This is a genomic window from Herpetosiphon gulosus (assembly GCF_039545135.1).
In the GTDB taxonomy this organism is placed as follows: domain Bacteria; phylum Chloroflexota; class Chloroflexia; order Chloroflexales; family Herpetosiphonaceae; genus Herpetosiphon; species Herpetosiphon gulosus.
Window position 1 is genome coordinate 113,691 of sequence record NZ_BAABRU010000001.1, and the last position, 22,433, is coordinate 136,123.

The following is a 22,433-nucleotide window of genomic DNA, read 5'->3' on the forward strand; positions in this document are numbered from 1 at the left end:
TATTACAAGAGGTAGGATACATGACTAACTGGTTTTGGATGTTCATATTAATGATCGTGTTGGTTGGCTGTGGCGGCTCGAATATTCACCCAACTGTTGTGCCAAGCGTAGTGGCGGCGACTGCGACCAGCGCAACGATCAGCAATCCTCAAACTTCCGAGCAAATGCTGGAATTTATGCGTCAACATGCCGCCAATACGTCGATGGTCAGCTATAGCACCAACAGCGATGGCAGCATCAATCAAGCTGATCCAGTGATTCAATTCAATGCTGAAATGCCGTTGCCGCTCGCCTCAACCATGAAAATCGTGGTATTGGCAAGCTATGCCCAAGCAGTCGAGGCTGGCACGCTTGATCCTGAGGAGCCGATTGCTTTGGCCGATTGGGAGCTATGGTATTGGCCAAATACTGATGGCGGCGCACATCCGGCGGCCTTAAAACGGCTTGAAATTCCCGCCGATCAACGCGGCTTTGCTAACGACCCGCAAAAAACCGTACCGCTCAAAACCCTTGCCCAAGCCATGATTTTCGAGAGCGATAATGCCGCCACCGATTATTTGATCGATCGTTTGGGTATGGCGGCGCTTGATCAAACGATCACAACACTGGGGATTCAGCAACAAACCAAAATTCTGCCAATTATGGGGCTTTTTCTGTTGGTGATGAACCCCGATGCGCCAACCGATTCGAGCACACTGCCAAAGTTGTTGCAACTTGATCAAGCGAATATTGAGCAACAAGCCTTAGCGCTGGCCGAACGCTACAAAACAGAATCGACATGGCGCGAAACTGTGCGCAATCAAGGCCAATTAACCCTAACCTTGGCTGAACAAGGTCAAGTTTTTAGCCATATTATGCCCAAAGGCAGTGCCAACGATTATGCCAACGTGATGGCGTTGGTTGGCAATAATCGATTGATCAGCCCTGAAGTTTCGCAAACGATGCGTGAATATCTAGAATGGCCAATGACCATTGCTGGCAATGAAGCGCTGTTCAAGCATTTTGGTACCAAGGGCGGCAGCCTGCCTGCGATTCTGACTGAAGCCATGTTTGTGCAGCCTGCTCAGGGCGAATGGGCTGATCGCACGCGGGTGGTCGTGCTCTTTTTCAACCAATTGCCCGATGCCACATGGCTTGGTTTGCTGCAAACGTTTATGCAGCAGCAATTTGCCGTGCAAGTAGCGCTAGAGCCTGCATTTGCCCAATCGGTCGCAAGCCAGCTAAAATAGGGCGATTTCAGCCAGAGGAACCAACTTCATGGATGCAGCGCAAGCCTTGCTCGACCGAATTGCCGCGTTGGAAGCCCGTGTCAGCGCTTTAGAAAGCCAAAATCCAGCAACACCGCCAATCATAAACGAGGAATTAGGCTTGGTACGGCTATTACAACAACGCACAGGCAGCGATTATGAGCATGAGCTTGGTCATGGCGCGTTTCTGTTTGCTGGTTCAATTAATTCGGCGCTTGGCAACTATGTTTGGCAGGGCGAATATGGCTTAGGCGAATTGCTGCGCTACCCTGCCGAACAATTAATTAGTGTATTAAGTGCCTTGGCCAGCCCCGTGCGTTTACAAATTATCCAGACCTTGCTGGAAAATCCTGCCAGCAGCCAAAGCCTGTTGGAACGTTTGAATATGCAATCGGCGGGCCAGTTATATCATCATCTCAAGGAATTACGCAACGCTGGCATTATTACCCAACGCGGGCGCAGCGATTACACCTTGGAAATCACAGCATTAATTCCGGTGATGGTGATTTTAGCTGCTGCCAAAAATATCGGAGACTGAGGGTTCAATCAATGCGCATTTTAACGCAGAGGCGCAGAGTTTTTTTTACCACGAAGCGCACGAAGTTTCGATTGATAGTTCTAGCCCATTAACTGGCAATTTAAACAATCTATCAACTCAGCCTTCGCGTTCTTCGCGGTTTCGAACCCCAATCCCCGATCCCCAACAACCGCTCCCAATTTCTATGTTCTTTGTTATCGATTACGTCGTCGGTTAGTGGTCGCTGGAACGGCAGCAGATGGCTTAGCCTTGGCAGGCTCTGGTTGTGGTGGCGCACCAGCTCGAATATGCAGCAGCAAGCTATCAAATGGCTCTAAAATCAAGGTCAAATTGAGCAGATCATCACGTCGCCAAGTGTTGCGCCCAGCATATTCCACCGCTTGCTCGCGCACTAAATCGAATAAATGATAGTCGCCCTCGGCCATGTGCATTCGATCAACGGGCATGCTCAGAGTGGCAGTACGGCGATGCGGCCCCATATTCAGCACCACCGCCAAGCGTTCTTCGTGCCAAACCCGTAGCACACTCCAAACCGAGGGCATATCGCAGGGCATGACGTTAAATAATTGTTTGCCATGGCGCAAAATTGGGTAATTAGTGCGAATGTTGAATAATTGTTTGAGCCATGCTTCTTGGTCAACTTCCTGTCCCGTCCAAAGCATCGGCACAAAGCCGCAACCAACCATTCCGGTCAGCAGCAACCGTGCCAAGCGCGAACCGCGCACTGCATCGGCAATTGGGTTGACATCGCGAGTATCGTGAGTTTCAGTAAAACAAACTCGAATCGCTCCCTTGGGCAAAGCTAAAAAGTGATCTTCGAGCCATTCGCCCAGCTCGTAGGGCGAGAGCACGCCCAAGCCAGCGTGGAAAAACATCAAATGCGCTAGATAATCGTAGGCAAAATCATGATTAATTGGAAACAAGGGGCCATACAATTCACACAATAACGCTGCTTGCGGGTTGATTTGGCGCAAGGCTTGGCGCATGCGCTCAACAATCGTCAATACGCCGAATGAGGTGCTAGCCGCCATTCGCTCCAAGCGTCGATCCCAATTTGGCTCCTTGCGATGCGGTGCATCAACCCGCCAACCATCAATCTGATAGGTTTGGGCAAAACGCGTCGTCCAATCAACATAAAAATCTTGCACCTCGGGATTGGCCCAATCGAAGCTGTAGGTATCGTTCCAGCCGTGCGATGAAACCAAGCGCCCGCGTTCATCGCGGCAAAACCAGCCTGGCCGCTCTTGCACATAGCGGGCAGTGCGCGAACACCCTTGTACCACCAAATCGCATAAAATTCGCATGCCTAAGGCATGCGCTTGCTCAACTAAGGCCTTAAATTCCTCGGCAGTACCCAAACTTGGCTCAAGTTGCTCAAAATCTTCGATCGCGTAGGGCGAGCCAGAAGCCTGCCAGTTCATATCCCACGGCTGGCCCGAAAGATTGTTATAGCGCCAAATTGGCATGAGATTAATCGTATCGAAGCCTAAATCGCGCAAACGGGCAAGCTCTTGGCTAAATTTGGCAAAACCACCCCATAGCCCAACATGGGTTTCATAAATATTGGCGGCGCAAACCCAATCGGGCACATCGGGCAAGGTTTGCACGCCCAGCACAGGCCAGGTGTTATGAAAGGCATGCATCGCATCGTACCAATTGCCATGCACCAACATACAATATTGCGTGCCACCGCTCAGCGTGGCATCGGGAGCCAACCAGCCTGCAATTTCAAGCTCGTGACCGACGGTTAACGCCAAATCGTTGCCATCAATATCGGGCCAAGCCGATTGGTTTTTGCTCCAATACCAACACAGCAAATTATCGCTCTCGCTGGTGCTGTGCAAGGCCAACAAGCCTGGTCCGCGATCAGGCGCATTTTCAAATAAGCGTCCACGGCGAATTGCGGGGGCAATCGATTGAGTGGGTAATGCGCCGCGCCGCAATTTTGAAACCGCAGCAATATCCAGCCGTGGCCGAAAACTATTGCTGGGCGCTTCAAAACGGGCTTCGCTATAACTGCCAACCCGTGCATAGGGCCAACTCAACCGTACCCAATGCACCCGCGCCTCGTTGCCGCCACTGTTAGTCACAGCGACCGAACGCCGAATCAAGGTTCCAGTGATTTGCAGGCTATCGCTGATGCGCAAAAAGCCCAAGCCAATATTGATCGTCAATTCAGTTACGCCATCAACTTCGCGGCCATGATGGCTTAAATAGCGCGGAAAATGATTTTCGCTGACCCAACCATCGGCTAATTGCACATCAACCGACATGCCAATGCTACCGATATTCAGAATGTTGGCTTGGTTGGGGCGGCGCAGTAATGTGAGCATACCAGTTGAGGTCGAGAAACCAAGCTCCATCTCGGCGGTGCTCACAACCAGATTTTGCTCATGCTGATATTCGTAATACATACAACATCTCGCACTGATAGGGCAATTGCAACCTATAGTTTAGCGCAGCAAACCAAATTGGCTTGCCAGCCGTAATCAATCATTAAAATTGCCCAAATATCCATCAGCATACCACAGCTTAGGCCAAGTTGAGAGTTTTCATCAAGCTTTTACGGCTGGCTTGACAGGTTTTGGCAGCTTTGGCGTGCTAGAGTGCTAGCAGAAATTGAGTTGGCAATGCGGCCAGCGGTTGCAACGAAGCACCACCAACCATTGTTGAAAGGACAAACTCATGCGTCAACCTGAACGTCCAGTTGGGATCGTTGGGTATGGAGCATATGTTCCGCGCTATCGGATTGCAGCCCAAGAGATCGCTCGAGTATGGGCCGCTGGCGAAGGAGCATTGCCAATTACATCAAAAAGTGTGCCTGGCCCCGATGAAGATACAATTACTATGGCAATTGAAGCTGGCCGCAATGCGCTCAATCGTGCCCAACTTGACCCACAACAATTAGCTGCTGTCTGGGTTGGCAGCGAAAGCCACCCCTATAGCGTCAAGCCCAGCGGCACATTGGTCGCCGAAGCCCTTGGTACATCGCGCTGGATCAGTGCCGCCGATTGGGAATTTGCCTGCAAGGCTGGCACTGAAGCCTTGAGCGCAGGCATGGGCTTGGTTGGCAGTGGCATGGCCGATTATGTGCTAGCGATTGGCGCTGATACGGCCCAAGGTCGCCCCGGCGATGCCTTGGAATATACCGCTGCCGCCGCCGCTGGAGCTTTGATCGTCGGGCCTGCTCAGCAAGCGCTCGCCACAATTGAATCCACCCTGTCGTATGTTTCCGATACTCCTGATTTCTTCCGCCGCGCTGATCGGCCTTATCCGATGCATGGCAATCGCTTTACTGGCGAGCCAGCCTATTTTCACCATGTCAGCACTGCTGCCAAGCAATTGTTGGCCGAATTAGGCCGCACTGCTGCCGATTATCAATATGCTGTGTTTCACCAACCAAATGTTAAATTCCCGCAAACTGTCGCGAAACAGGTGGGTTTTGCTCCCGAACAATGCCAGGCTGGCTTGTTGGCGGGCGAAATTGGCAACAGCTATTCGGCAGCCTCGATGATTGGCTTGTGTGCTGTGCTTGATGTGGCTCAAGTTGGCGACCGCATTTTGCTCGCTTCCTATGGCAGTGGGGCGGGTAGCGATGCCTATTCGTTGGTGGTGACTGAAGCTTTGGCAGCGGCTCGCAATTTAGCGCCACGCACCAGCGCCTATCTCAAACGACGGCAATTAATCGATTATGCCACCTATGCCAAGTGGCGCGGCAAAATTGTTGAGTAAAGGGGTAGGAGCATGCACCAGGTTTTTATTGCAGGCACAGCTTGCACCGCCGTTCGCGAACATTATGATCGTTCGTTGCTGGATTTGGCCTTAGAGGCGCTGCATGGCGCAGTCGGTACGCTTGACCCAACGTTAATTCAGGCCTTATATGTTGGCAATGCGCTAGGCGATACGCTCAGTGAGCAAAGCCAACTAGGCGCGTATATCGCTGGTGCGGCGGGCTTGAACTGTGAAGCTGTGCGGGTTGAAGCGGCTGGCGCTAGCGGTGCATTGGCTTTGCGTCAAGGCTATTTGGCAATTACCAGTGGCCAAGCCGATGTGGTGGTTGTGCTGGGGGTTGAAAAAGCCACCGACAAACTCGATGCCGCCTTGCAAGCTGCCCTGGCCTTGGGCTTGGATGGCGAGCTTGAACGGGCACTGGGTCTCACATTAACTGGGGCTTGGGCACTGTTGATGCAACGTTATTTGCATGAATATCAATTACCCGCCACTGCCTTCGCGCCATTTGCGGTTAATGCTCATGCCAATGGGGCGGGTAATCGCCATGCGTTGTATCGCTTTGCAATCAATACTCAGAAATGGGCCAATGCAGGCCAAATTGCCGAGCCATTGAATATGCTCGATTGCTCGACGGTCGCCGATGGTGCAGCAGCAGTGGTATTGGTCAGCCAACGCTATGCCCGCGAAGTGGCGCAGCCAATTGCAATTGTAGGCAGCGCGACCAGTAGTACCAACGTTGCCTTGGCCCAAAGGCCCGATCTGTTGTGGCTTGAAACGGCAGCAGCCAGTGGCAACAACGCGTTGCAACAAGCTAAACTCAAGCGCGATGCAATTAACATCATCGAATTAAGCGACCCGCACGGGATTGCCGCCGCCCTAAGTTTAGAGGCACTTGGCTATGCTGAACGCGGCCATGCCACTCAATTGGCCGCCGAAGGTGTGATTGCCAAAATGGGAGCTTTGCCGCTAGCAACTGCTGGTGGTTACAAAGCTCGCGGCGATGTTGGTGGTGCGACCGGAATCTATCAAGTGGTTGAATTGGTCGCTCAATTACGCGGCCAAGCAGGAGCTAACCAAGTTGCTAATGCCAAAACTGCGCTCGCCCAATGTTTAGGTGGAGTTGGCGCAACTGCCGTGACTCATATTTTGCAAGTAGCGGAGGTCTAGATGAATTTACCCAAACAATGGCGACTCAAAGGCCAACGCTATCGCCTCGAAGGCCAGCGCCATAACGATGGGCGGGTGCGTTTTCCGGCTCAACCAGCCAAATTAGGCGAGGCCAGCGATGCTTGGCAGCCTTATCAATTAGCCAACACTGGCGAACTTTATTCGTGGACAGCCCAACGTAGCAATCGCAGCGAATTCGACCATGAGCCAATTGTGCTGGTGGGCATGATCAAGCTGGCTGATGGTTGTATGATTACTGCTCAATTGACCGATTGCGAGCCAAGCGAGTTGCAGATTGGCATGGCGATGGAAGTAGTGACCCGCAGTTGGGGCAAAGTCGGCGAAGATGATTTGTTGGTGTATGGCTATAAATTCCGACCAAAACTCGTTGATTAAAAAATTAGGTTAAGGTGAAACCGCGAAGGACGCGAAGATCGCTAAGTTTGAGTTAAGTGGTTCTCTGAAATTTGTATAAATTTCAAGCTTCCAACTAATTCAACATTCGTGATCTTCGTGTCCTTCGCAGTTAAAAACTTCCTAATCCTTGGCCCCTAGCCCCTAAAACCTATTCTACCGTTGCCCGTTCGCGGCGTTCAAGGTGAATCAGCAGGTGGGCAATATCGGCGGGATTGATGCCTGCTAAGCGTGAAGCCTGACCCAAGGTTGCTGGGCGGAAGCGTTTGAGCACCTGCCGTGCTTCGATCCGTAAACTGGGAATCGCCTCAATATCCAAATCGGCAGGCAAGCGCCGATCTTCCATTTTGCGCACCCGCTCAACTGAGACTTGCTCTTTGGCAATGTAAACCGCATATTTGGCGCTTAGCTCAACTTGCTCAGCGACATCGGCCTCAATCGCTGGCAGATCAGGCTGAACTTCGGCCAATTGGGCATACTTGACCCCAACCCGCCGCAGAATATCTTCGCCTGAAGCAGGTTGCAACAATGGCTCAATCCCAGCAGTTTGTAGGCGGCCATTGGTTTCAGCGCTGGGCGTGTAGCGTAAACCCCGCAATTGCTGGGTTGTTTGATCAATTGCCCATTGTTTGCGCTCAACTTGGGCAGCGCGTTCGGCACTGACCAAACCAAGTTCTGCCGCCAATGGTGTGAGCCGCAGATCAGCATTATCGCCACGCAACAACAAGCGATGCTCAGCTCGCGAGGTGAACATGCGATATGGCTCGCGAATTTCCTTGGTCACCAAATCGTCGATCATCACGCCGATATAGGCTTGGTCGCGGCGCAAAATGAATGGTGCACGCTCGGCAACCTTCAAAGCAGCGTTGATCCCCGCCATCAAGCCTTGAGCACCAGCTTCTTCATAGCCAGTTGTACCATTAATTTGGCCAGCAAAGAAGAGATGTGGTAGGCGTTTGGCTTCCAACGAAGCGGTGATTTCGCCAGTTGCGACTGCATCATACTCAATTGCATAACCAACCCGCATAATTTCGACCTTGCGCAAAGCCGGAATCGAGCGCAACATGGCCCATTGCACATCTTCGGGCAGCGATGTATTACAACCTTGCACATAGATTTCGAGGGTTTCCCAGCCTTCTGGTTCTAGGAAAAACCCATGCGATTCTTTATCGGCAAAGCGCACAATTTTATCTTCAATTGATGGGCAGTAGCGTGGCCCAACACCCTCGATCACCCCGCTAAACATCGGGGCACGATGCAAGTTATCACGAATATGCTGGTGAAATTCGGGCGTAGTGTAAATATGATAGCAGGGCAATTGTGGTTGCCAGCCATCGAGCATCGGCTCAGGGTAAATTGGGTTGGGCGGGCCATGCACCAGCGATTCAGGCCGCTGACCATCATAATTAAAGCCAAAATACAGTGGCGTGCTGGAACCTGGCTGGATTTCTAGCCCACTAAAATCGACAGTTCGGGCATCAATCCGTGGTGGCGTGCCAGTTTTCAGGCGCACCAATGGAAAGCCCAACTGACTTAGATCGCTCGAAAGATTGATCGCTGGCTGCTCGCCCATACGGCCAGCAGGGATGATCGATTCGCCAGTGATCGCTCGGCCACGCAAAAATGTGCCCGTGGTCAAAACCAAGGCTTTGGCACGATATTGCCAGCCCGTTTGGGTTTCGACGGCAAATTTAGCCCCATCAGTTTGATCAGCCAAGGGGATGATGCGCTCAACCATGGCCTGTTTAAGCGCTAAATTTGGCTGCGCTTCAAGAAACTCTTTCATGGCCTTGGCATACAAACGCTTATCGCTTTGAGCGCGTAAGGCTTGCACGGCTGGGCCTTTAGTTTCATTCAGCAGCCGAATCTGAATCAAAGTGCGGTCGGTGATGACCCCCATCGCGCCGCCGAGTGCGTCGATTTCGCGCACAAGGTTGCCTTTGGCTGGGCCGCCAATTGATGGATTGCACGACATGTGCGCCAATTTATCAAGATCGATCGTCAGCAAAAGGGTTTGCGAACCCATACGAGCAGCCGCCAAAGCCGCTTCACAGCCCGCATGTCCGCCGCCAACGACGACCACATCATAGGTTAAATTTAGCATAGCTCAACAAGACATAAGTGAAGGACACGATAGTTTATTGTACCGCAAACTTGATATTTTGGGGATCGGCAGTTTTGATCCACGAAGAGCACGAAGGACACGAAGTAAGGCTATGGGCTATGAAGCTATCGGAGCTTGATTAGAAATGCCAACAATTGTTCCGATAGCCTATAGCCTCATTTCTTCGTGTCCTTCGTGGTTAAATTTTATCCCTCATCCTTCATAATTCATAATTCTCAATGTTGATGTTGCTCGGTCAGGGTGCAATAGAGTTGCGGCGTGTTACATGAACATTCAAGTTGCAACGTGGCATGGCCAATGTTGTAGCGATGACAAAGCACCTCGTTGATGGTGCTAATCAATTGTGGGCTACGCTGTGGGCCTTGTTGATCGGTCACAACATGGGCTGAGAGCGCTCGCATGCTGGCGGTGATGCTCCAAATATGCAAATCGTGAATCGCTTGCACCCCAGGAATGGTTTGCAAATCGCTGACCACTTTTTCCACATCAATATCGCGTGGAGTGGCTTCCAACAAGACATCAATCGAATCGCGCAGAATTTGCCATGCATGCCAAATGATAAAGCCTGCAATTAACACCGAAACCAGCGGATCAAGCCAGCGCCAATTGGTGAAGAAGATCAAAACCCCAGCAATCGTTGCGCCAATTGTGGAAAGCACATCGCCCATCAAATGCACAAAGGCGCTACGCAAATTAAGGTCGTTTTCGCTGCCGCGATGCACCAGCCATGCCGTACCAGCATTAACCAAGACCGCCAACAAGGAAACCCCGATCATCACTGGAGCATCAACTTCCAAGGGGCTGCGCAAGCGTTCAATTGCTTCCCAGCCAATGCCCAAGGCGATGCCAACCAAGGTGAGCGAATTAACAAAGGCCGCCAAAATCCCAGCACGATGGTAGCCAAAGGTCTTGCGGGCATGGGCTGGGCGGCGGGTAAGCCAGAGGGCAATCCAGCTAATCAGCAGCGCCAACACATCACTGGCATTATGCGCGGCATCGGTGAGCAAGGCCAAACTATTGGACCACAACCCAGCAACGATTTCAACGCCCACAAAGCCAAACGTGATTACCAAGGCCCAAATTAAGCGGCCACCAGCATCGGCAGGCACGCTATGATGGTGATGATGTCCGTGGTCGTGATGTCCGCTCATCGTTCTTCCTCCAAGACAGCTAAAATGGGCGCAACCGATGGATCAGGCGTGGAGCCATGGCGAATATGATTCAGACAAACCAGCACCAGCACCCGCACATGGTCATCATCGAGGCTATAAAACACCAATTTGCCTTCGCGGCGTTGTTTGACCAAGCGCAACTGACGTAACACCCGCAAATGTTGCGAAACTGCCGATTCGGAATAATGCAAAATTGCCGCCAGATCAGCAGTACATAGCTCTTGCTCAAGCAAACAACCAACAATTTTGACCCGCGTCGAATCAGCTAAAGCGCGAAAGGTTTCGGCCATTAAAAAATAGCTTTCGTCGTCGTGGAGCATTTGCCTCCCACGCTCAACCATCGCTGGGTTAATTCCATCTTCATGTTCAACCATGCGCTAAACCTCAAATGAACGATTGCACAATTGCTAAATTATCAAATCGATCGTATCACGTCAAGCGTTTAGCAACCTTTTCTTTTAGACCACGTATCAATTTCAATATGTTCAATCTTGACTGAACATGTTAAACGTGCTACTCTTGTTCAATCAGTACTGAACAGGATGAACTATGGCCATAGATAATCTACAAGCACGTTTAGCGTATGCCGAGCGCATTGCCGTTTTTTACGAAAAAGCTGGGGGAATACCGCGTATGGCTGGTCGAATTATGGGCTGGTTGTTGATTTGCGATCCACCGCAGCAAAACGCGGCGGAGCTTGGGCAGGTGTTGAGCGCTAGCAAAGGCTCGATCAGCACGATGACGCGCTGGTTGTTGCAAATTGGCTTGATCAACAAAACTGCCGTGCCAGGCGACCGTCGCGATTATTTTGAAATTCGCAAAGGGACATGGGCCGATTTGCTGGCCCAACAATTTCAAACGGTCGGCGCTTTTCGCGAATTAGCCACACAAGGCTTGGATTTATTGACCAATCCTGAGGGCGAAGAAGGCGCACGATTGCGCGAAATGCGTGATTTATATACATTTTTTGAGCGTGAATTACCGTTGCTTATTGAAAAATGGCGCAACGAACGAAAGGAATAACCATGACCACGGTTGTTCAAACCACGAATCTGACCAAAACCTATGGCAAAAATCGTGGAATTGATAATTTAAATTTGCAAGTGCAGCAAGGCGAAGTATTTGGTTATTTGGGGCCGAACGGGGCTGGCAAAACCACGACAATTCGAACTATTTTAGATTTTATTCGGCCAACCAGCGGTACTGCCCAAATTTTTGGCCTCGATTCGCAGCGCGATTCGGTGGCGATTCACCAGAAAATTAGTTATTTGCCTGGCGAATTAGTGATGTACGAAAAAATGACTGGCATGGAGATGTTGCATTATTTTGGCCAGCTACGCGGCAATGTGAGCCAGCAAGAAATTAAGCAATTGGCCGAGCGTTTGGAGCTGGATTTAAAACGACCAATTCGCACGCTCTCCAAGGGCAATAAGCAAAAAGTTGGGCTTGTGCAGGCATTTATGGGCAAACCTGAGCTTTTAATTCTCGATGAACCGACCAGTGGGCTTGATCCGTTGGTGCAGCAAACCTTTTATCAACTGGTGCTCGAAGCCAAAGCAACTGGCCGCACCGTCTTTCTATCGTCGCACGTGATGTCGGAAGTTGACCATATTTGCGATCGGGTAGGAATTATTCGGGCGGGTAAGTTGTTGGCAATTGATACAGTTAAAGCACTCAAGGAGCGGGCGCGGCGTACCATCGATCTCTATTTTGCCCAACCAGTTGAGCCAAGTGCATTTGCCCATATTCCGAATATCGATGGCCTGCAAGTGCTCGGCAACCATGTGCACTGCGCTGTGACTGGCTCGATTGACCAGTTAATCAAAACTGCGGCCCAATTTGAATTACACGATTTGGTTAGCCAAGCTACCGATTTGGAAGATATTTTCTTGGCCTACTACAAAGGAGAAGTGAGCGATGCTGCGTAATATTTTTACCAAAACCATTTACGAACGCCGCCGCTCATTACTTTGGTGGGGGCTAGGAATTATTGTGCTGATTGCGATGCTGATGGGGTTTTATCCAGCAATGCGTAACCCTGCCACCAGCGAACAGCTTACCAAAGCCATGGAAGCCATGCCCAAAGAGATGTTAGCAGCCTTCGGAGTAACCGATGTCGCCAATTTGATCACACCAGCCGGCTATATTCAAGGGCGGTTGTTTGGCTTTATGCTGCCGCTAATCGTTATGATTTTTACGATTGGGCTTGGTTCACGGGCGATTGCGGGCGAGGAAGAAGCTCGCACGCTTGATTTAATTCTGGCCCACCCAATTCGGCGTTCAACGATTGTTTGGCAAAGCTTCGCCGCGCTGAGCGTGCTTTCGATTGCCATGGGCTTGATTACATGGCTCAGCCTGTGGATTGGCGCAGTCTTGCTGGATATGGAGATTGGTGCTGCCGAGCTGGGCGCTGCATCTTTTAATATGAGTTTGATGGCGCTCTGTTTTGGGGCAATCGCCTTATTAATTGGGGCTGCCACAGGCAAACGGGCCATGAGCATGGCTGTCGCAACGATTTTGGCAGTGATTGGCTACTTCGCCAATTCGCTAGCCAGCGTGATCGATTGGCTTGAGCCATTTCAAAAACTCTCGCCATTCTACTACGCTGATTACAACCAACCATTGAAACACGGCTTCCATTATTTGCCAATTTTGGTCTTGGGCGGTGTGATCGTGCTGTGTGGCTTTGCTGCAGTCAAACTATTCGAGCGCCGTGATGTGGCGGTTTAGCTATTCATATTGAATAGACTTGAAATGCATTCTTGATTCTGATCCTTGGTTTCTATTGGATCGCCACCCTTCCGTCCCTCCACCGGAGGGAAACGCAGGGGGTTTTCAGCCCCCTGCACCCCCAAAAGGACAATTTGAGCAGGGCATCCATCCAACGATGAACCTATCATAGTTCGGTTCGTAGCAGAACACCACTTAGTCGATGAGCGATCAGGCCTTTGCTAACGCTATGCTTTTTCTAACTGAACGACGCGATCAGCCAAGGCTTGCACGGCGGTACGATGGCTAATCAATAGCACAGTTTTATCCACCAGCAGGGGCTTGAGCGCGGCTAGCCAAGCGGCTTCGTTGGCATAATCGAGTTGAGCGGTTGGCTCATCGAGAATTAAGATTGGCGCAGGTTTAAGTAGCACTCGTGCCAACGCCAAGCGCTGGCGTTCGCCGCCACTTAATTTGGCTCCTTGTTCGCCAATCCATGTCTCCAAGCCAGCCGGAAGTTTGGCTTGCAAATCACTGAGTTGGGCGACTTCCAAAGCTTGTACTAGATCATCTTCGCTGGTATTGGGATTAGCAAGACGTAAATTATCGCGCAAACTGCCGTTAAACAGCTCGGTATACTGCGAAACATAGCCAATGTGCTGATGTAAATCGGCTAACCGCAACTGGCGAATATCACAATCGCCTAAGTAAATCGCGCCTGCTTGGACATCCCAAAAGCGTAGCAACAAGTGGGCAACCGTGGTTTTGCCCACTCCACTCGGCGCTTGCAAAGCCACAATTTCGCCTGGGTTCAGTTCAAAACTCACATCGCGCAGCACAGGCTGGTTTTCCACATAGCCAAAATTCACATGCTCAAACCGAATTTGGCTTGAAGTTGGTAGATTGCTTGGCTCAACTGGATCGCTGACCGCTGGCGGGGCATCAATCAATTCAAACATGGCCTTCGCCGCTTGTTGGCTACTTTGCCAAATATGCGCTGCTTGAATCAGGCTACCCAGTGCCTCAAAACTGGCCAAGGTGCTCAGTCCAATCACGGCTAGATATAGCGGATCAAGCTGGCCCTGATCAACAAACCAACTGCCCAGCGCCAACATCAACAACGTGCTCAACATCACCAAAGCATTCAGCAAACTGGTGCTGGTGATCCGCGCATTGGCCAAGTGGCGTTGGCTATTGGCTAGTTGCTGGCTTAATTGGGCCAATTGCTGCTGCACTAATAACTCAGCATTGGCCGCCATAATATCAGCGCTACCCGCAACTGCCTCAACCACTGCCTGATTCAAAGTCTGTTTTTGTTGATTGACCTTGGCTCCAGGTTGGCGGCTTTGCCACAGGCTCAAGGTTGGCACAGCTACCCCAATTAACAGATGGCAAAGCAACAATACCAAGCCCAATTGCCAAACAAACGAGCCGATTAGCAGGCTGGTGGCCAAGGCGACCAATAAGGCGACCCACGGTGGAGCAATCGCCCGCACATACAAATGTTGCAAACTATCGATATGGCTGATCGTGCGGGTTAGTAAATCGCCACGGCTGTAGTGCAATAGACGGGCGGGTGCTAACGGCTCCAAGGCTGCGTATAGCCATGAACGCAATTGCGCCAAAATCTGAAACGTCAGGCGATGGGAGAGATAGCGCTCGGCATAGCGCAACACGCCACGGGCAATCCCAAAGAAGCGCACGCCCAAAATCGCCACCTGCAACTCGGCAATCGAGGGCATTAGGGCGGCTTTGGCAATCAAATAGGCCGAGGTAGCAAGCAGGCCAACGCTGCTGCCAACCGTGGCAAAACCCAGCCCAATTACCAAGAGCACCTGCCAACGTTCGGCATAGAATAATTGTAATAAACGCTTCAAGCGATTAGTCCTTATGATCTACACGGTGCAAAAATGGCTGAAACCGCGAAGTGCACGAAGAACGCGAAGTCTTTGCCACAGATGCTCACAGATTAATGAATTGCGCCGCTGTTTGTTGAAACAATCGATGATCCTTAAACAATCTTGGTGCGCTTCGCGTTCTTCGTGGTTAAAAACGTTCTTCATCTGCGTTAAATTGTTCTTCGTGGTCAACCTCATGCGAAAACTCGATGACCGTGCGGCCACGCCACAACTCGGCCAAATTGCGCCGAATTTGCTGGGCAGTAGCCTGATCGAGATGGGCAAACGGTTCGTCGGCCAGAATAATTGGGCAATCTTTGAGGATGGCGCGAGCAATCGCGATCCGCTGGCGTTGACCACCACTTAAATTTGTGCCACCTTCGGCTACCAACGTGGCATACCCGGCTGGCAATTGCTCAATAAACTCGTGAGCACAAGCCCAAATCGCTGCCTGTTGAATCGCCTCAGGGCTAACATCAGGTTTGGCTAAGGTAATATTTTGGGCAATCGTGCCATTGAAAAGGTAGGGATGCTGCGGAATATAGGCGATCATGCTGCGCCATTGCTTGAGATCAAGCTGATCGATCGGTGTAGCTCCCAAGTTAATTTCGCCAGCGGTTGGCTGAATTAAGCACAACAAGGCCAACACGAGGCTGGTTTTGCCCGCACCGCTAGGCGCTTGAATCAGGCTATGCTGGCCTTGGGGAAAGTGCCAATTGCCTTGTTGCAGCACATTTGGCTCATCCGCAGCGTAGCAAATTGCTAAATTGTGTACCATCAGATCGCCCAGCACTGGCTGAATGTTGCCCACAGTTGCAACATCTGCTCGTGGCTGAGCCAAAAAATGATTAATCTGCTCGGCGGCTTCAAGCCCTTGCATGCCAGCGTGATGTTGCGCACCCAAGGCCCGAATTGGCGCATAAACCTCAGGAGCCAAAACCAGCACCAACAAGGCATCGTAAAACTGCAAACTGCCATTCAGCAAACGCAAGCCAATTTCGACCGCGACTACCGCTGTGCTAAGGCTAGCGGTCAATTCCAGCACCAAAGCCGAAACGAAGGCAATTTGTAACACCGCTAAAGTTGCGTCGGTAAACTTGCGGCTAAGTTGGTCAATCTGTTGAATTTGGGCACGACTACGGCCAAACACTTTGAGCGTGGTTAAGCCTTGCAGTAAATCCAACACGCGGGCATTCAGGCGGCGCAACTGCACCCAACGCTGTTGGCTTAGATCACGGGTGTGCAAGCCGACTAGCACCAACATCACTACACTGACTGGCACGGTCAAGGCCAAAACGATCGCCGATAATCGATCATACGGCCAAACCCAAGCGATCATCAACAATGGCACAATTGCCGCCAGCATACGTTGGGGCAAGTAGCCCGCCAAATAATCATCGAGCAATTCGACCGTTTCGCCCAAAATCTGCACTCGTTCGCTAGCAGATTGTTGGCCTTGAGCGGGTCCAAGCGCCAGCATTTGCCCAACGAGGCGTTGGCGGAGTTGTTGTTTGACGTTTTGGGCAAAACGTTGAGCCGCCGATTCGGCCAACCATTGCAAGCCAAAACGCAGCAGAACAACCAAGATAATCGCCCGAAACCATGGCCACAGCTCGGCCAAACCCAAGCCATCACGAAAAACGCCCGCAATAATACTGGTTAGGCCGATGGCGATTGCCACCGTGGCCAAGCCAACTAAGCTGTGCAAGCCAATGCTTAGCCATAACCACACCTTGCTCGGCTGAAGATTCGATTTAAATTGGGCTTCGACGGTTGCCATGAACCAGCTTCCTTAGAACATAGAGCAAAGGATTCAGGGTCTAGGGTTCAGGGACTAGGAGTCAGGATTCAGGCTAGCACTGCTCATCTAAATTCCTGACCCACGTTCCCTTATCCCTCGCTCTTTGTGCGCTTCGTGTTCTTCGTGGATCAAAACTTAACTGGACCCCGATCCCCAGCCCCTGACCCCTGCGTTTAATAGGTTAATTTTGATTTTGTGCTGACTCGTTGGCGGAAGACCCAATAAGTCCATGCCTGATAGCCCAAGACAATCGGCACAAAAATTAAGGCGACAAAACTCATAATTTTGAGTGTGTAAGGGCTTGATGAGGCATTGTAGATCGTTAGGCTCCAGTTTGGGTCGAGGCTCGATATCATCACCCGGGGGAACAAAGCCATAAAGATCGTGATCACTGAAAGCCCAATCGTCAGGCAGGTCATGATAAAGGCCCAACCAGTTTGCTTGGTATGTACAAACCAGCCAGCACCCAGTAAGGTCAACAAGGCCGATACTGGAATAATCCCAGGGTTGACTCCAAGCCGACTAAATGTGTCGGTCGCGGTGTAGGTTGCCACAATAAAGGCCAAAATCAGCACTGTGGCCACAGGGCCGATACGCTGAGCCAATTTCAACGAACGCTCACGCAGTTCGTCGGTGGTTTTCAAATTGAGGAATAAAGCTCCGTGGAGCAAAAACATGCTCAGCGTGGTCAAGCCCACCAGTAAGGCATACGGATTCAGCAAATCAAAGAAATTACCCACAAATTGCTTATCGGCATCAATTGGCACGCCGCGCAACAAATTGCCCAAGGCCACGCCCCAGAGCAAGGCTGGCACAGTGCTGCCGAAGAAAATCACCCAATCCCAGGTTGTGCGCCAACGTGGGTCGGATACTTTGCTGCGATATTCAAAGGCCACCGCCCGCACAATCAGGGCACAGAGCATTAAAAACAAGGCCAAATAGAAACCGCTAAACAAGGTAGCGTACCATTCCGGAAAGGCCGCGAAAATCGCCCCGCCTGCGGTCAGCACCCAAACCTCGTTGCCATCCCAAAATGGCCCAATCGTGTTGATAACCACGCGGCGCTCTTGATCATCGCGGCCAAGCCATGGCAAGAGCATGCCAACGCCATAATCGAAGCCTTCGAGGATGAAAAAGCCAATAAATAGCACCGCCACCAGCACAAACCAGATACTATTCAGATCCATGGCATACCATCCTTTCAGCTTAGAGCGCTAAATCAGCTTCGACCGTCGCAGGGCTAGCATCGGGAATATGATTGGCTTCGCGCACGATCAAAAAGACCATGACTCCAATCAAGACCAGATAAATCAGGCTAAACCCAATTAACGAGGTCAGCACGCTGCCGCCAGAAACTGCCGTCGAAACCCCGTCGCTGGTGCGCAGCAAGCCATAGACGATCCATGGTTGGCGGCCCATTTCGGTGAAAATCCAGCCGCTGGCGTTGGCGATATAGGGCAAACTAAGCGCCAAGGTCATCAGCCACAAATACCAATTTGGAAAGTTTAAGCGCTTGCGCAAGCTGAAAAAGAGGCCAATGATCGCTAGACCAAACATCGCCATCCCTGAGCCAACCATAATTCGAAACATCCAATAGGTCATAAAGACATCGGGGGTGTAATTGCCGGGGCCATAGGTTTGCTCAAATTCAGCTTGGAGATCTTTGATGCCTTTGACTTCGCCATCAAAACGATTGTAGGCCAAAAAGCTCAGCAAACCTGGCACTTTAACCACAAAGCGGTCGCGTTGTTCGGGCACATTGGCAACGGTAAACAACGACATCGGCGCAGGATCAGCGGTTTCCCACAATGCTTCGGCGGCGGCCATTTTCATTGGCTGCACTTTGATCATATATTGGGCTTGATTATGCCCAACCACCATCACCAAAATTGTTGAAACCAAGGCATAGCCTAAGGCCAATTTGAATGAGCGTTGAAAAATTAGGCGATCGGCAGGTTTGGGCTGTTTGCGCAATTGCCATGCGCTAATGCCCAAAACGAAAAATGCCGCCGTGACCATGGCAGCAGTAACCGTATGCGGCCATTGCACCCACACGTGGCCATTGGTCAGCAAGGCCCAAAAATCAGCCATTTCGGCGCGACCATTGCGCAACACATAGCCAACTGGCTGGTGCATAAACGAATTGGCGATCAAAATCCATAAACTGGAGAGCATTGTGGCAATCGCCACCAGCCAAATCGAGGCCAAGTGAGCTAGTTTGGGTATCCGATCCCAGCCAAAGATCCAAATGCCTAAGAAGGTCGATTCAATAAAGAAGGCCATCAAGGCTTCAATGGCCAGCGGAGCGCCGAAAATATCGCCGACAAAGCGCGAATATTCCGACCAATTCATACCAAATTGAAACTCTTGGACAATCCCTGTGGCTACGCCAATCGCAAAATTGATTAAAAACAGATGACCCCAAAATTTGGTCATGCGTTTATAGGTGACATCGCCAGTGCGATAGTAGATCGTTTGCAGCAAAGCCACAAAAAACGAAAGCCCGATTGTTAGCGGCACAAACAAAAAGTGATAAACCGTTGTAACGGCAAATTGCCAACGAGCAAGAATCAATGCATCCATACGACGTACTCCTTGAGCATGGATTTTAGGAACGTCTGCCGCAGATGCTTGTTGGCTAGGTGGTCGTAGTCAACATGCACTAGTTAAATGGTATCGAATCGCGAGGCGGGCATGGTGGCTAAATCGGCATAATAGCGTAAAGATCCCACTACCTTGGTGTTAATTTCGTTAAGCTGTTGGTCAGGCAGTCAGCTATGCTTAAATCAGCCAAACGCTAAAAATAGGAGCATTGGTGCTTGCTAAATTTCCCTAATAGTACGATTATGTGTAGAATAGAACACGCCCCCAAGCTGTGGGTTGACCAGAGAACTGAAGGTTTCGCCCAATCACCAACGATTTTGCCTGTGGGGGTTGCGATGGCAACTCAGAAAAAATTGCTCGCTTCACGGCCTCAGATAGCCTTAGTTAAAATGAGCGAACAATCTGTGCAACAACGAATAACCGGCGCTTTAGCCGATGAAATAGGTGCGCGTCCGGCAACCTCAACTGCCGAAGCTCGCGCTGCTGCTGTGATCGCTGCCCAAATGCGCCAAGTTGGCCTTGAAGTTGGCGTGCAAACTTTCTCCGCTGCTGCTGCTCCAACCGCAGGCTTGGGCTTATTGGCGGCGATTGGTTTGTTGGCACTCGGCTTAGGCTGGTGGTTTCCTTATCCTTCAGTCGCCCTAATTGCATTGCTGCTGCTGTTGGCAGGCCGCGAATTACATGGCCCGCCCGTTTTGGCAGGTTTGTTGCGCCAACGCCCAAGCCAAAATGTAATTGGCACGCGGGCTGCAACCCGTACCCCTCGTGCCCGCATCGTCTTATTGTGTCATCTTGATTCGCCGCGCATGCTCTCGCCACGCCGTGCCAGTTGGCTGCGGGTTTGGTTGCTGACGATTCCATTTGGATTTAGCCTGAGCCTGATTGCGCTTGGGGTAGCGATTTTTCTGCCTGCTTGGCATAGTGTACTCTTGATTCCAGCGTTCTTTTTATTGCTTAGTTTGGTGGTGGTGGTTCGGCGTGAGTGGAAGGCCGATTGGACGGTTGGCGCGGTCGATGCTGCCGCCGTTGGCACGGCAATCGCGCTGGCAGCCGATTGGCCGCAACGTGATGATGTTGAACTATGGGTGGTGGCGCTCGGGGCAGGAGCTGCCGCAGGTTCGGGCATTCAGGCCTTATTGAATACCTACCCCTTCCCCAAAGCCGAAACTTGGTTTGTTAACCTGCCGTGGCTGGGCCGTGGCAATCTCACGATTGTGGCTGGCGAAGGGTTATGGCGCGAACGCAAGCCTGATCCACAACTCACCAAAATGTTTCACGAATTGCAATCTGCTAGCGCCCCACTCATTCGCTCGGCCTATCGTGGCGAACGCTTGGATAGCGCTCGGCTGTTGGCCATGGGCTATCACGCGGTCAGCGTGGTTGGCTTGAAATCTGATGGCACGGCAGCGGGCTTCCGTCAACCAGACGATGAAACCCGCTTACTTTCCGTACCACAGATGGAATTGGCCTTACGGGTGTTGCGGCGGGTGCTCGACCGCTTTGCCCGCAGCCATAGCAACGAACCCCAATTACCCTAAGCAAGGTGTTGCTTGAGGCTTGGCGCAAACCGAAACACCGTCACATCCAAGACCAGCATAAACAACAACGAAGCGCCAACCAAGGGGAAGGCCAAGCTTGCCAGTACCACCATCAGCAGCACAGGCTTCCAGTGGGGGAAGTTGGCTGGCAAATTTGGCGCACCCAAGCGGCCCTCAGGGCGGCGCTTCCACCACAACACGACTCCCGAGACCGACAGTAACAGCACCGTCATCGCCCCAAACAAGGCTAAAAGTTGGTTAGCCAGCCCGAAATATTTACCTTCGTGCAGCGAAATGCCCATGCTGACTGCTTTGGGAACCATGGCATAATCATGCCAGCGAATGTCGGCCAAAATCGCGCCACTATATTGATCAACGTGAATTGTGGCTTCATCAGCAGGATCATTCGCCACCGCAGCGATGGTGTACACGCCTTTTTCGCCATCAGGTGGGCTAACCGTAAAGCTGGCAATCACCCCACGGGCTTTGGCGACTTCAATCACCGAATCGAGCGTGACGGGGGTTGCGGCTTGTGGGCCTTCGGTAGCGCTGCTGGGCACAGGCGCACTCGCTCCATCACCGCGATGCTCAGCATGGTCAGGGTCGGATTGGGGCAATGGTGCTTGTTCTACCGCCCACGGCACAACTTTATCGGTCGTGGTGTTGAGGCTACCAGTCAGCACAGTCGATTCAGGAATATTGCTCCAAAGTTGATTGGGGTAACCGCTCCAAACATTGGCAAATTTATCGCCCCAATAGCCTGTCCACGGCAAACCTGAAATCAACAAAAACAGCACAATCAACGAGGCATACATCCCAGGTACGGCATGCAAATCGCGCCAGAAAATTCGTTTGTTTTTGCTGCGCAAACGAGGTAGCCATGTGCCCCAGATGCCACTTTTCGAGCGTGGCCACCAGAGATACAGCCCCGAAAGTGTCAGCAAAATCGCCCAGCATGCAGCTAATTCAATAATTCGATCGCCAGTCGTGCCAATCATCAACTCGCCGTGCAATTTCAAGGCAACCGTTTGTAAATTCCAATCTTCATCGCGCTCGCCGAGCACTTGATTGGTGTAGGGATTGACGAAAACTGTCAGTTTACGCCCATCGCTGGTGCTCATGCTAATTTCGGTGCTGCGATCATGGGCATCGCTTGGGCGAATTTTGCCAACGCTGGCCTCGGGATAGGCAGCTTGAGCAGCGGCCAATTGACTGGTGTAGCTTTGGGCCGAGCCACTGGTATGTTGGACATGCATCAAATTGCCGTACATCAAACGGTCAAGTTGCGGCTTGAACAGATAAATGCTGCCAGTTACTGCTAGGACAATCATCAGCGGCACAACAAACAAACCGGCATAAAAATGCCAACGCCAGATTGCGCGATAGAAAACAGATTGCGAACGGCGTTCGTCGGTGGTTGCTCCGTCGTTGGTGGTTGTGGTAGTCGTCATTCAAAAACCTCGTTGTGGTGCTGGTTGGAGCCACAGG

The 22,433-nt window shown here is 51.4% G+C and carries 18 protein-coding genes; 9 read left to right on the forward strand and 9 right to left on the reverse strand.

The annotated features are described in order from the left end of the window. Window positions 1-20 precede the first annotated feature (20 nt). Window positions 21-1,229 carry a serine hydrolase gene (locus ABEB26_RS00585; protein WP_345719995.1) on the forward strand — a complete coding sequence of 403 codons (1,209 nt, stop codon included), beginning with the start codon at window positions 21-23 and terminating at the stop codon, window positions 1,227-1,229. A gap of 28 nt (window positions 1,230-1,257) precedes the next feature. Next, window positions 1,258-1,785 carry an ArsR/SmtB family transcription factor gene (locus ABEB26_RS00590; protein WP_345719996.1) on the forward strand — a complete coding sequence of 176 codons (528 nt, stop codon included), beginning with the start codon at window positions 1,258-1,260 and terminating at the stop codon, window positions 1,783-1,785. Between the two features lie 194 nt (window positions 1,786-1,979). Here the strand turns inward: ABEB26_RS00590 and ABEB26_RS00595 are convergent, their stop codons facing one another. Continuing rightward, on the reverse strand, window positions 1,980-4,199 hold the full coding sequence (locus tag ABEB26_RS00595) for an alpha-amylase family glycosyl hydrolase (RefSeq protein WP_345719997.1): 2,220 nt from the start codon (window positions 4,197-4,199) through the stop codon (window positions 1,980-1,982). 271 nt (window positions 4,200-4,470) lie between these two features. Here ABEB26_RS00595 and ABEB26_RS00600 point away from each other — a divergent pair, with 271 nt between their 5' ends. The 3 genes from ABEB26_RS00600 to ABEB26_RS00610 are packed head-to-tail and all read left to right on the forward strand — an operon-like array spanning window position 4,471 to window position 7,080. Beyond that, window positions 4,471-5,517, forward strand: coding sequence for a hydroxymethylglutaryl-CoA synthase (locus tag ABEB26_RS00600; RefSeq protein ID WP_345719998.1), 1,047 nt, complete (start codon window positions 4,471-4,473; stop codon window positions 5,515-5,517). 12 nt (window positions 5,518-5,529) lie between these two features. After that, window positions 5,530-6,684, forward strand: coding sequence for a thiolase C-terminal domain-containing protein (locus ABEB26_RS00605; RefSeq protein ID WP_345719999.1), 1,155 nt, complete (start codon window positions 5,530-5,532; stop codon window positions 6,682-6,684). Continuing rightward, window positions 6,685-7,080 (forward strand): Zn-ribbon domain-containing OB-fold protein, encoded by a 396-nt coding sequence (locus tag ABEB26_RS00610; protein ID WP_345720000.1) that lies wholly within the window; start codon window positions 6,685-6,687, stop codon window positions 7,078-7,080. Between the two features lie 169 nt (window positions 7,081-7,249). Here ABEB26_RS00610 and mnmG read toward each other — a convergent pair whose 3' ends face one another. The 3 genes from mnmG to ABEB26_RS00625 form a co-directional block, all read right to left on the reverse strand. Next, the gene (gene mnmG, locus ABEB26_RS00615) at window positions 7,250-9,202 is read right to left on the reverse strand and encodes a tRNA uridine-5-carboxymethylaminomethyl(34) synthesis enzyme MnmG (protein WP_345720001.1); all 1,953 of its coding nucleotides are present in this window, start codon (window positions 9,200-9,202) and stop codon (window positions 7,250-7,252) included. A 236-nt stretch (window positions 9,203-9,438) separates the two neighbouring features. Beyond that, on the reverse strand, window positions 9,439-10,374 hold the full coding sequence (locus ABEB26_RS00620; RefSeq protein ID WP_345720002.1) for a cation diffusion facilitator family transporter: 936 nt from the start codon (window positions 10,372-10,374) through the stop codon (window positions 9,439-9,441). Further along, the gene (locus ABEB26_RS00625; RefSeq protein ID WP_345720003.1) at window positions 10,371-10,769 is read right to left on the reverse strand and encodes an ArsR/SmtB family transcription factor; all 399 of its coding nucleotides are present in this window, start codon (window positions 10,767-10,769) and stop codon (window positions 10,371-10,373) included. Before ABEB26_RS00625 ends, ABEB26_RS00620 begins: the two co-directional genes overlap by 4 nt. Window positions 10,770-10,944: 175 nt before the next feature. Between ABEB26_RS00625 and ABEB26_RS00630 the strand changes: the two genes are divergently transcribed. Genes ABEB26_RS00630 through ABEB26_RS00640 form a run of 3 tightly spaced genes read left to right on the forward strand, consistent with a single transcriptional unit; the run spans window position 10,945 to window position 13,125 of the window. Continuing rightward, window positions 10,945-11,418 (forward strand): GbsR/MarR family transcriptional regulator, encoded by a 474-nt coding sequence (locus ABEB26_RS00630; protein ID WP_345720004.1) that lies wholly within the window; start codon window positions 10,945-10,947, stop codon window positions 11,416-11,418. 2 nt (window positions 11,419-11,420) lie between these two features. After that, the gene (locus ABEB26_RS00635; protein ID WP_345720005.1) at window positions 11,421-12,323 is read left to right on the forward strand and encodes an ABC transporter ATP-binding protein; all 903 of its coding nucleotides are present in this window, start codon (window positions 11,421-11,423) and stop codon (window positions 12,321-12,323) included. Continuing rightward, entirely contained in the window at window positions 12,313-13,125 is an 813-nt protein-coding gene (locus ABEB26_RS00640) for an ABC transporter permease subunit (protein ID WP_345720006.1), read from the forward strand. Before ABEB26_RS00635 ends, ABEB26_RS00640 begins: the two co-directional genes overlap by 11 nt. Before the next feature lie 227 nt (window positions 13,126-13,352). On the opposite strand, the gene cydC is transcribed toward ABEB26_RS00640, so the two are convergent. The 4 genes from cydC to ABEB26_RS00660 form a co-directional block, all read right to left on the reverse strand. Continuing rightward, window positions 13,353-14,981, reverse strand: a complete 1,629-nt coding sequence (cydC, locus tag ABEB26_RS00645) for a thiol reductant ABC exporter subunit CydC (RefSeq protein ID WP_345720007.1) — start codon at window positions 14,979-14,981, stop codon at window positions 13,353-13,355. A 169-nt stretch (window positions 14,982-15,150) separates the two neighbouring features. Beyond that, window positions 15,151-16,782 (reverse strand): thiol reductant ABC exporter subunit CydD, encoded by a 1,632-nt coding sequence (gene cydD / locus ABEB26_RS00650; RefSeq protein ID WP_345720008.1) that lies wholly within the window; start codon window positions 16,780-16,782, stop codon window positions 15,151-15,153. A gap of 194 nt (window positions 16,783-16,976) precedes the next feature. Continuing rightward, complete coding sequence (gene cydB / locus ABEB26_RS00655; protein WP_345720009.1) at window positions 16,977-17,990, reverse strand: cytochrome d ubiquinol oxidase subunit II; 1,014 nt, start codon at window positions 17,988-17,990, stop codon at window positions 16,977-16,979. Between the two features lie 19 nt (window positions 17,991-18,009). Further along, on the reverse strand, window positions 18,010-19,386 hold the full coding sequence (locus ABEB26_RS00660) for a cytochrome ubiquinol oxidase subunit I (RefSeq protein ID WP_345720010.1): 1,377 nt from the start codon (window positions 19,384-19,386) through the stop codon (window positions 18,010-18,012). A 356-nt stretch (window positions 19,387-19,742) separates the two neighbouring features. Here ABEB26_RS00660 and ABEB26_RS00665 point away from each other — a divergent pair, with 356 nt between their 5' ends. Beyond that, window positions 19,743-20,945 carry a hypothetical protein gene (locus tag ABEB26_RS00665; RefSeq protein WP_345720011.1) on the forward strand — a complete coding sequence of 401 codons (1,203 nt, stop codon included), beginning with the start codon at window positions 19,743-19,745 and terminating at the stop codon, window positions 20,943-20,945. Here the strand turns inward: ABEB26_RS00665 and ABEB26_RS00670 are convergent. Then, window positions 20,942-22,396 carry a PepSY-associated TM helix domain-containing protein gene (locus tag ABEB26_RS00670; RefSeq protein WP_345720012.1) on the reverse strand — a complete coding sequence of 485 codons (1,455 nt, stop codon included), beginning with the start codon at window positions 22,394-22,396 and terminating at the stop codon, window positions 20,942-20,944. The two genes, ABEB26_RS00665 and ABEB26_RS00670, sit on opposite strands and share 4 nt — an antisense overlap. Window positions 22,397-22,433 lie beyond the last annotated feature (37 nt).

Excerpts from the sequence above, each read along its gene's own strand:
- ABEB26_RS00605 (WP_345719999.1), top strand. The coding sequence starts at position 5,530 with ATGCACCAGGTTTTTATTGCAGGCACAGCTTGCACCGCCGTTCGCGAA.
- ABEB26_RS00600 (WP_345719998.1), top strand. The coding sequence starts at position 4,471 with ATGCGTCAACCTGAACGTCCAGTTGGGATCGTTGGGTATGGAGCATAT.
- cydB (WP_345720009.1), bottom strand. The coding sequence starts at position 17,990 with ATGGATCTGAATAGTATCTGGTTTGTGCTGGTGGCGGTGCTATTTATT.
- ABEB26_RS00630 (WP_345720004.1), top strand. The coding sequence starts at position 10,945 with ATGGCCATAGATAATCTACAAGCACGTTTAGCGTATGCCGAGCGCATT.
- ABEB26_RS00610 (WP_345720000.1), top strand. The coding sequence starts at position 6,685 with ATGAATTTACCCAAACAATGGCGACTCAAAGGCCAACGCTATCGCCTC.
- ABEB26_RS00625 (WP_345720003.1), bottom strand. The coding sequence starts at position 10,769 with ATGGTTGAACATGAAGATGGAATTAACCCAGCGATGGTTGAGCGTGGG.
- ABEB26_RS00635 (WP_345720005.1), top strand. The coding sequence starts at position 11,421 with ATGACCACGGTTGTTCAAACCACGAATCTGACCAAAACCTATGGCAAA.
- mnmG (WP_345720001.1), bottom strand. The coding sequence starts at position 9,202 with ATGCTAAATTTAACCTATGATGTGGTCGTCGTTGGCGGCGGACATGCG.
- ABEB26_RS00585 (WP_345719995.1), top strand. The coding sequence starts at position 21 with ATGACTAACTGGTTTTGGATGTTCATATTAATGATCGTGTTGGTTGGC.
- ABEB26_RS00595 (WP_345719997.1), bottom strand. The coding sequence starts at position 4,199 with ATGTATTACGAATATCAGCATGAGCAAAATCTGGTTGTGAGCACCGCC.
- ABEB26_RS00660 (WP_345720010.1), bottom strand. The coding sequence starts at position 19,386 with ATGGATGCATTGATTCTTGCTCGTTGGCAATTTGCCGTTACAACGGTT.
- ABEB26_RS00665 (WP_345720011.1), top strand. The coding sequence starts at position 19,743 with ATGGCAACTCAGAAAAAATTGCTCGCTTCACGGCCTCAGATAGCCTTA.
- ABEB26_RS00670 (WP_345720012.1), bottom strand. The coding sequence starts at position 22,396 with ATGACGACTACCACAACCACCAACGACGGAGCAACCACCGACGAACGC.
- ABEB26_RS00640 (WP_345720006.1), top strand. The coding sequence starts at position 12,313 with ATGCTGCGTAATATTTTTACCAAAACCATTTACGAACGCCGCCGCTCA.
- ABEB26_RS00620 (WP_345720002.1), bottom strand. The coding sequence starts at position 10,374 with ATGAGCGGACATCACGACCACGGACATCATCACCATCATAGCGTGCCT.
- ABEB26_RS00590 (WP_345719996.1), top strand. The coding sequence starts at position 1,258 with ATGGATGCAGCGCAAGCCTTGCTCGACCGAATTGCCGCGTTGGAAGCC.
- cydD (WP_345720008.1), bottom strand. The coding sequence starts at position 16,782 with ATGGCAACCGTCGAAGCCCAATTTAAATCGAATCTTCAGCCGAGCAAG.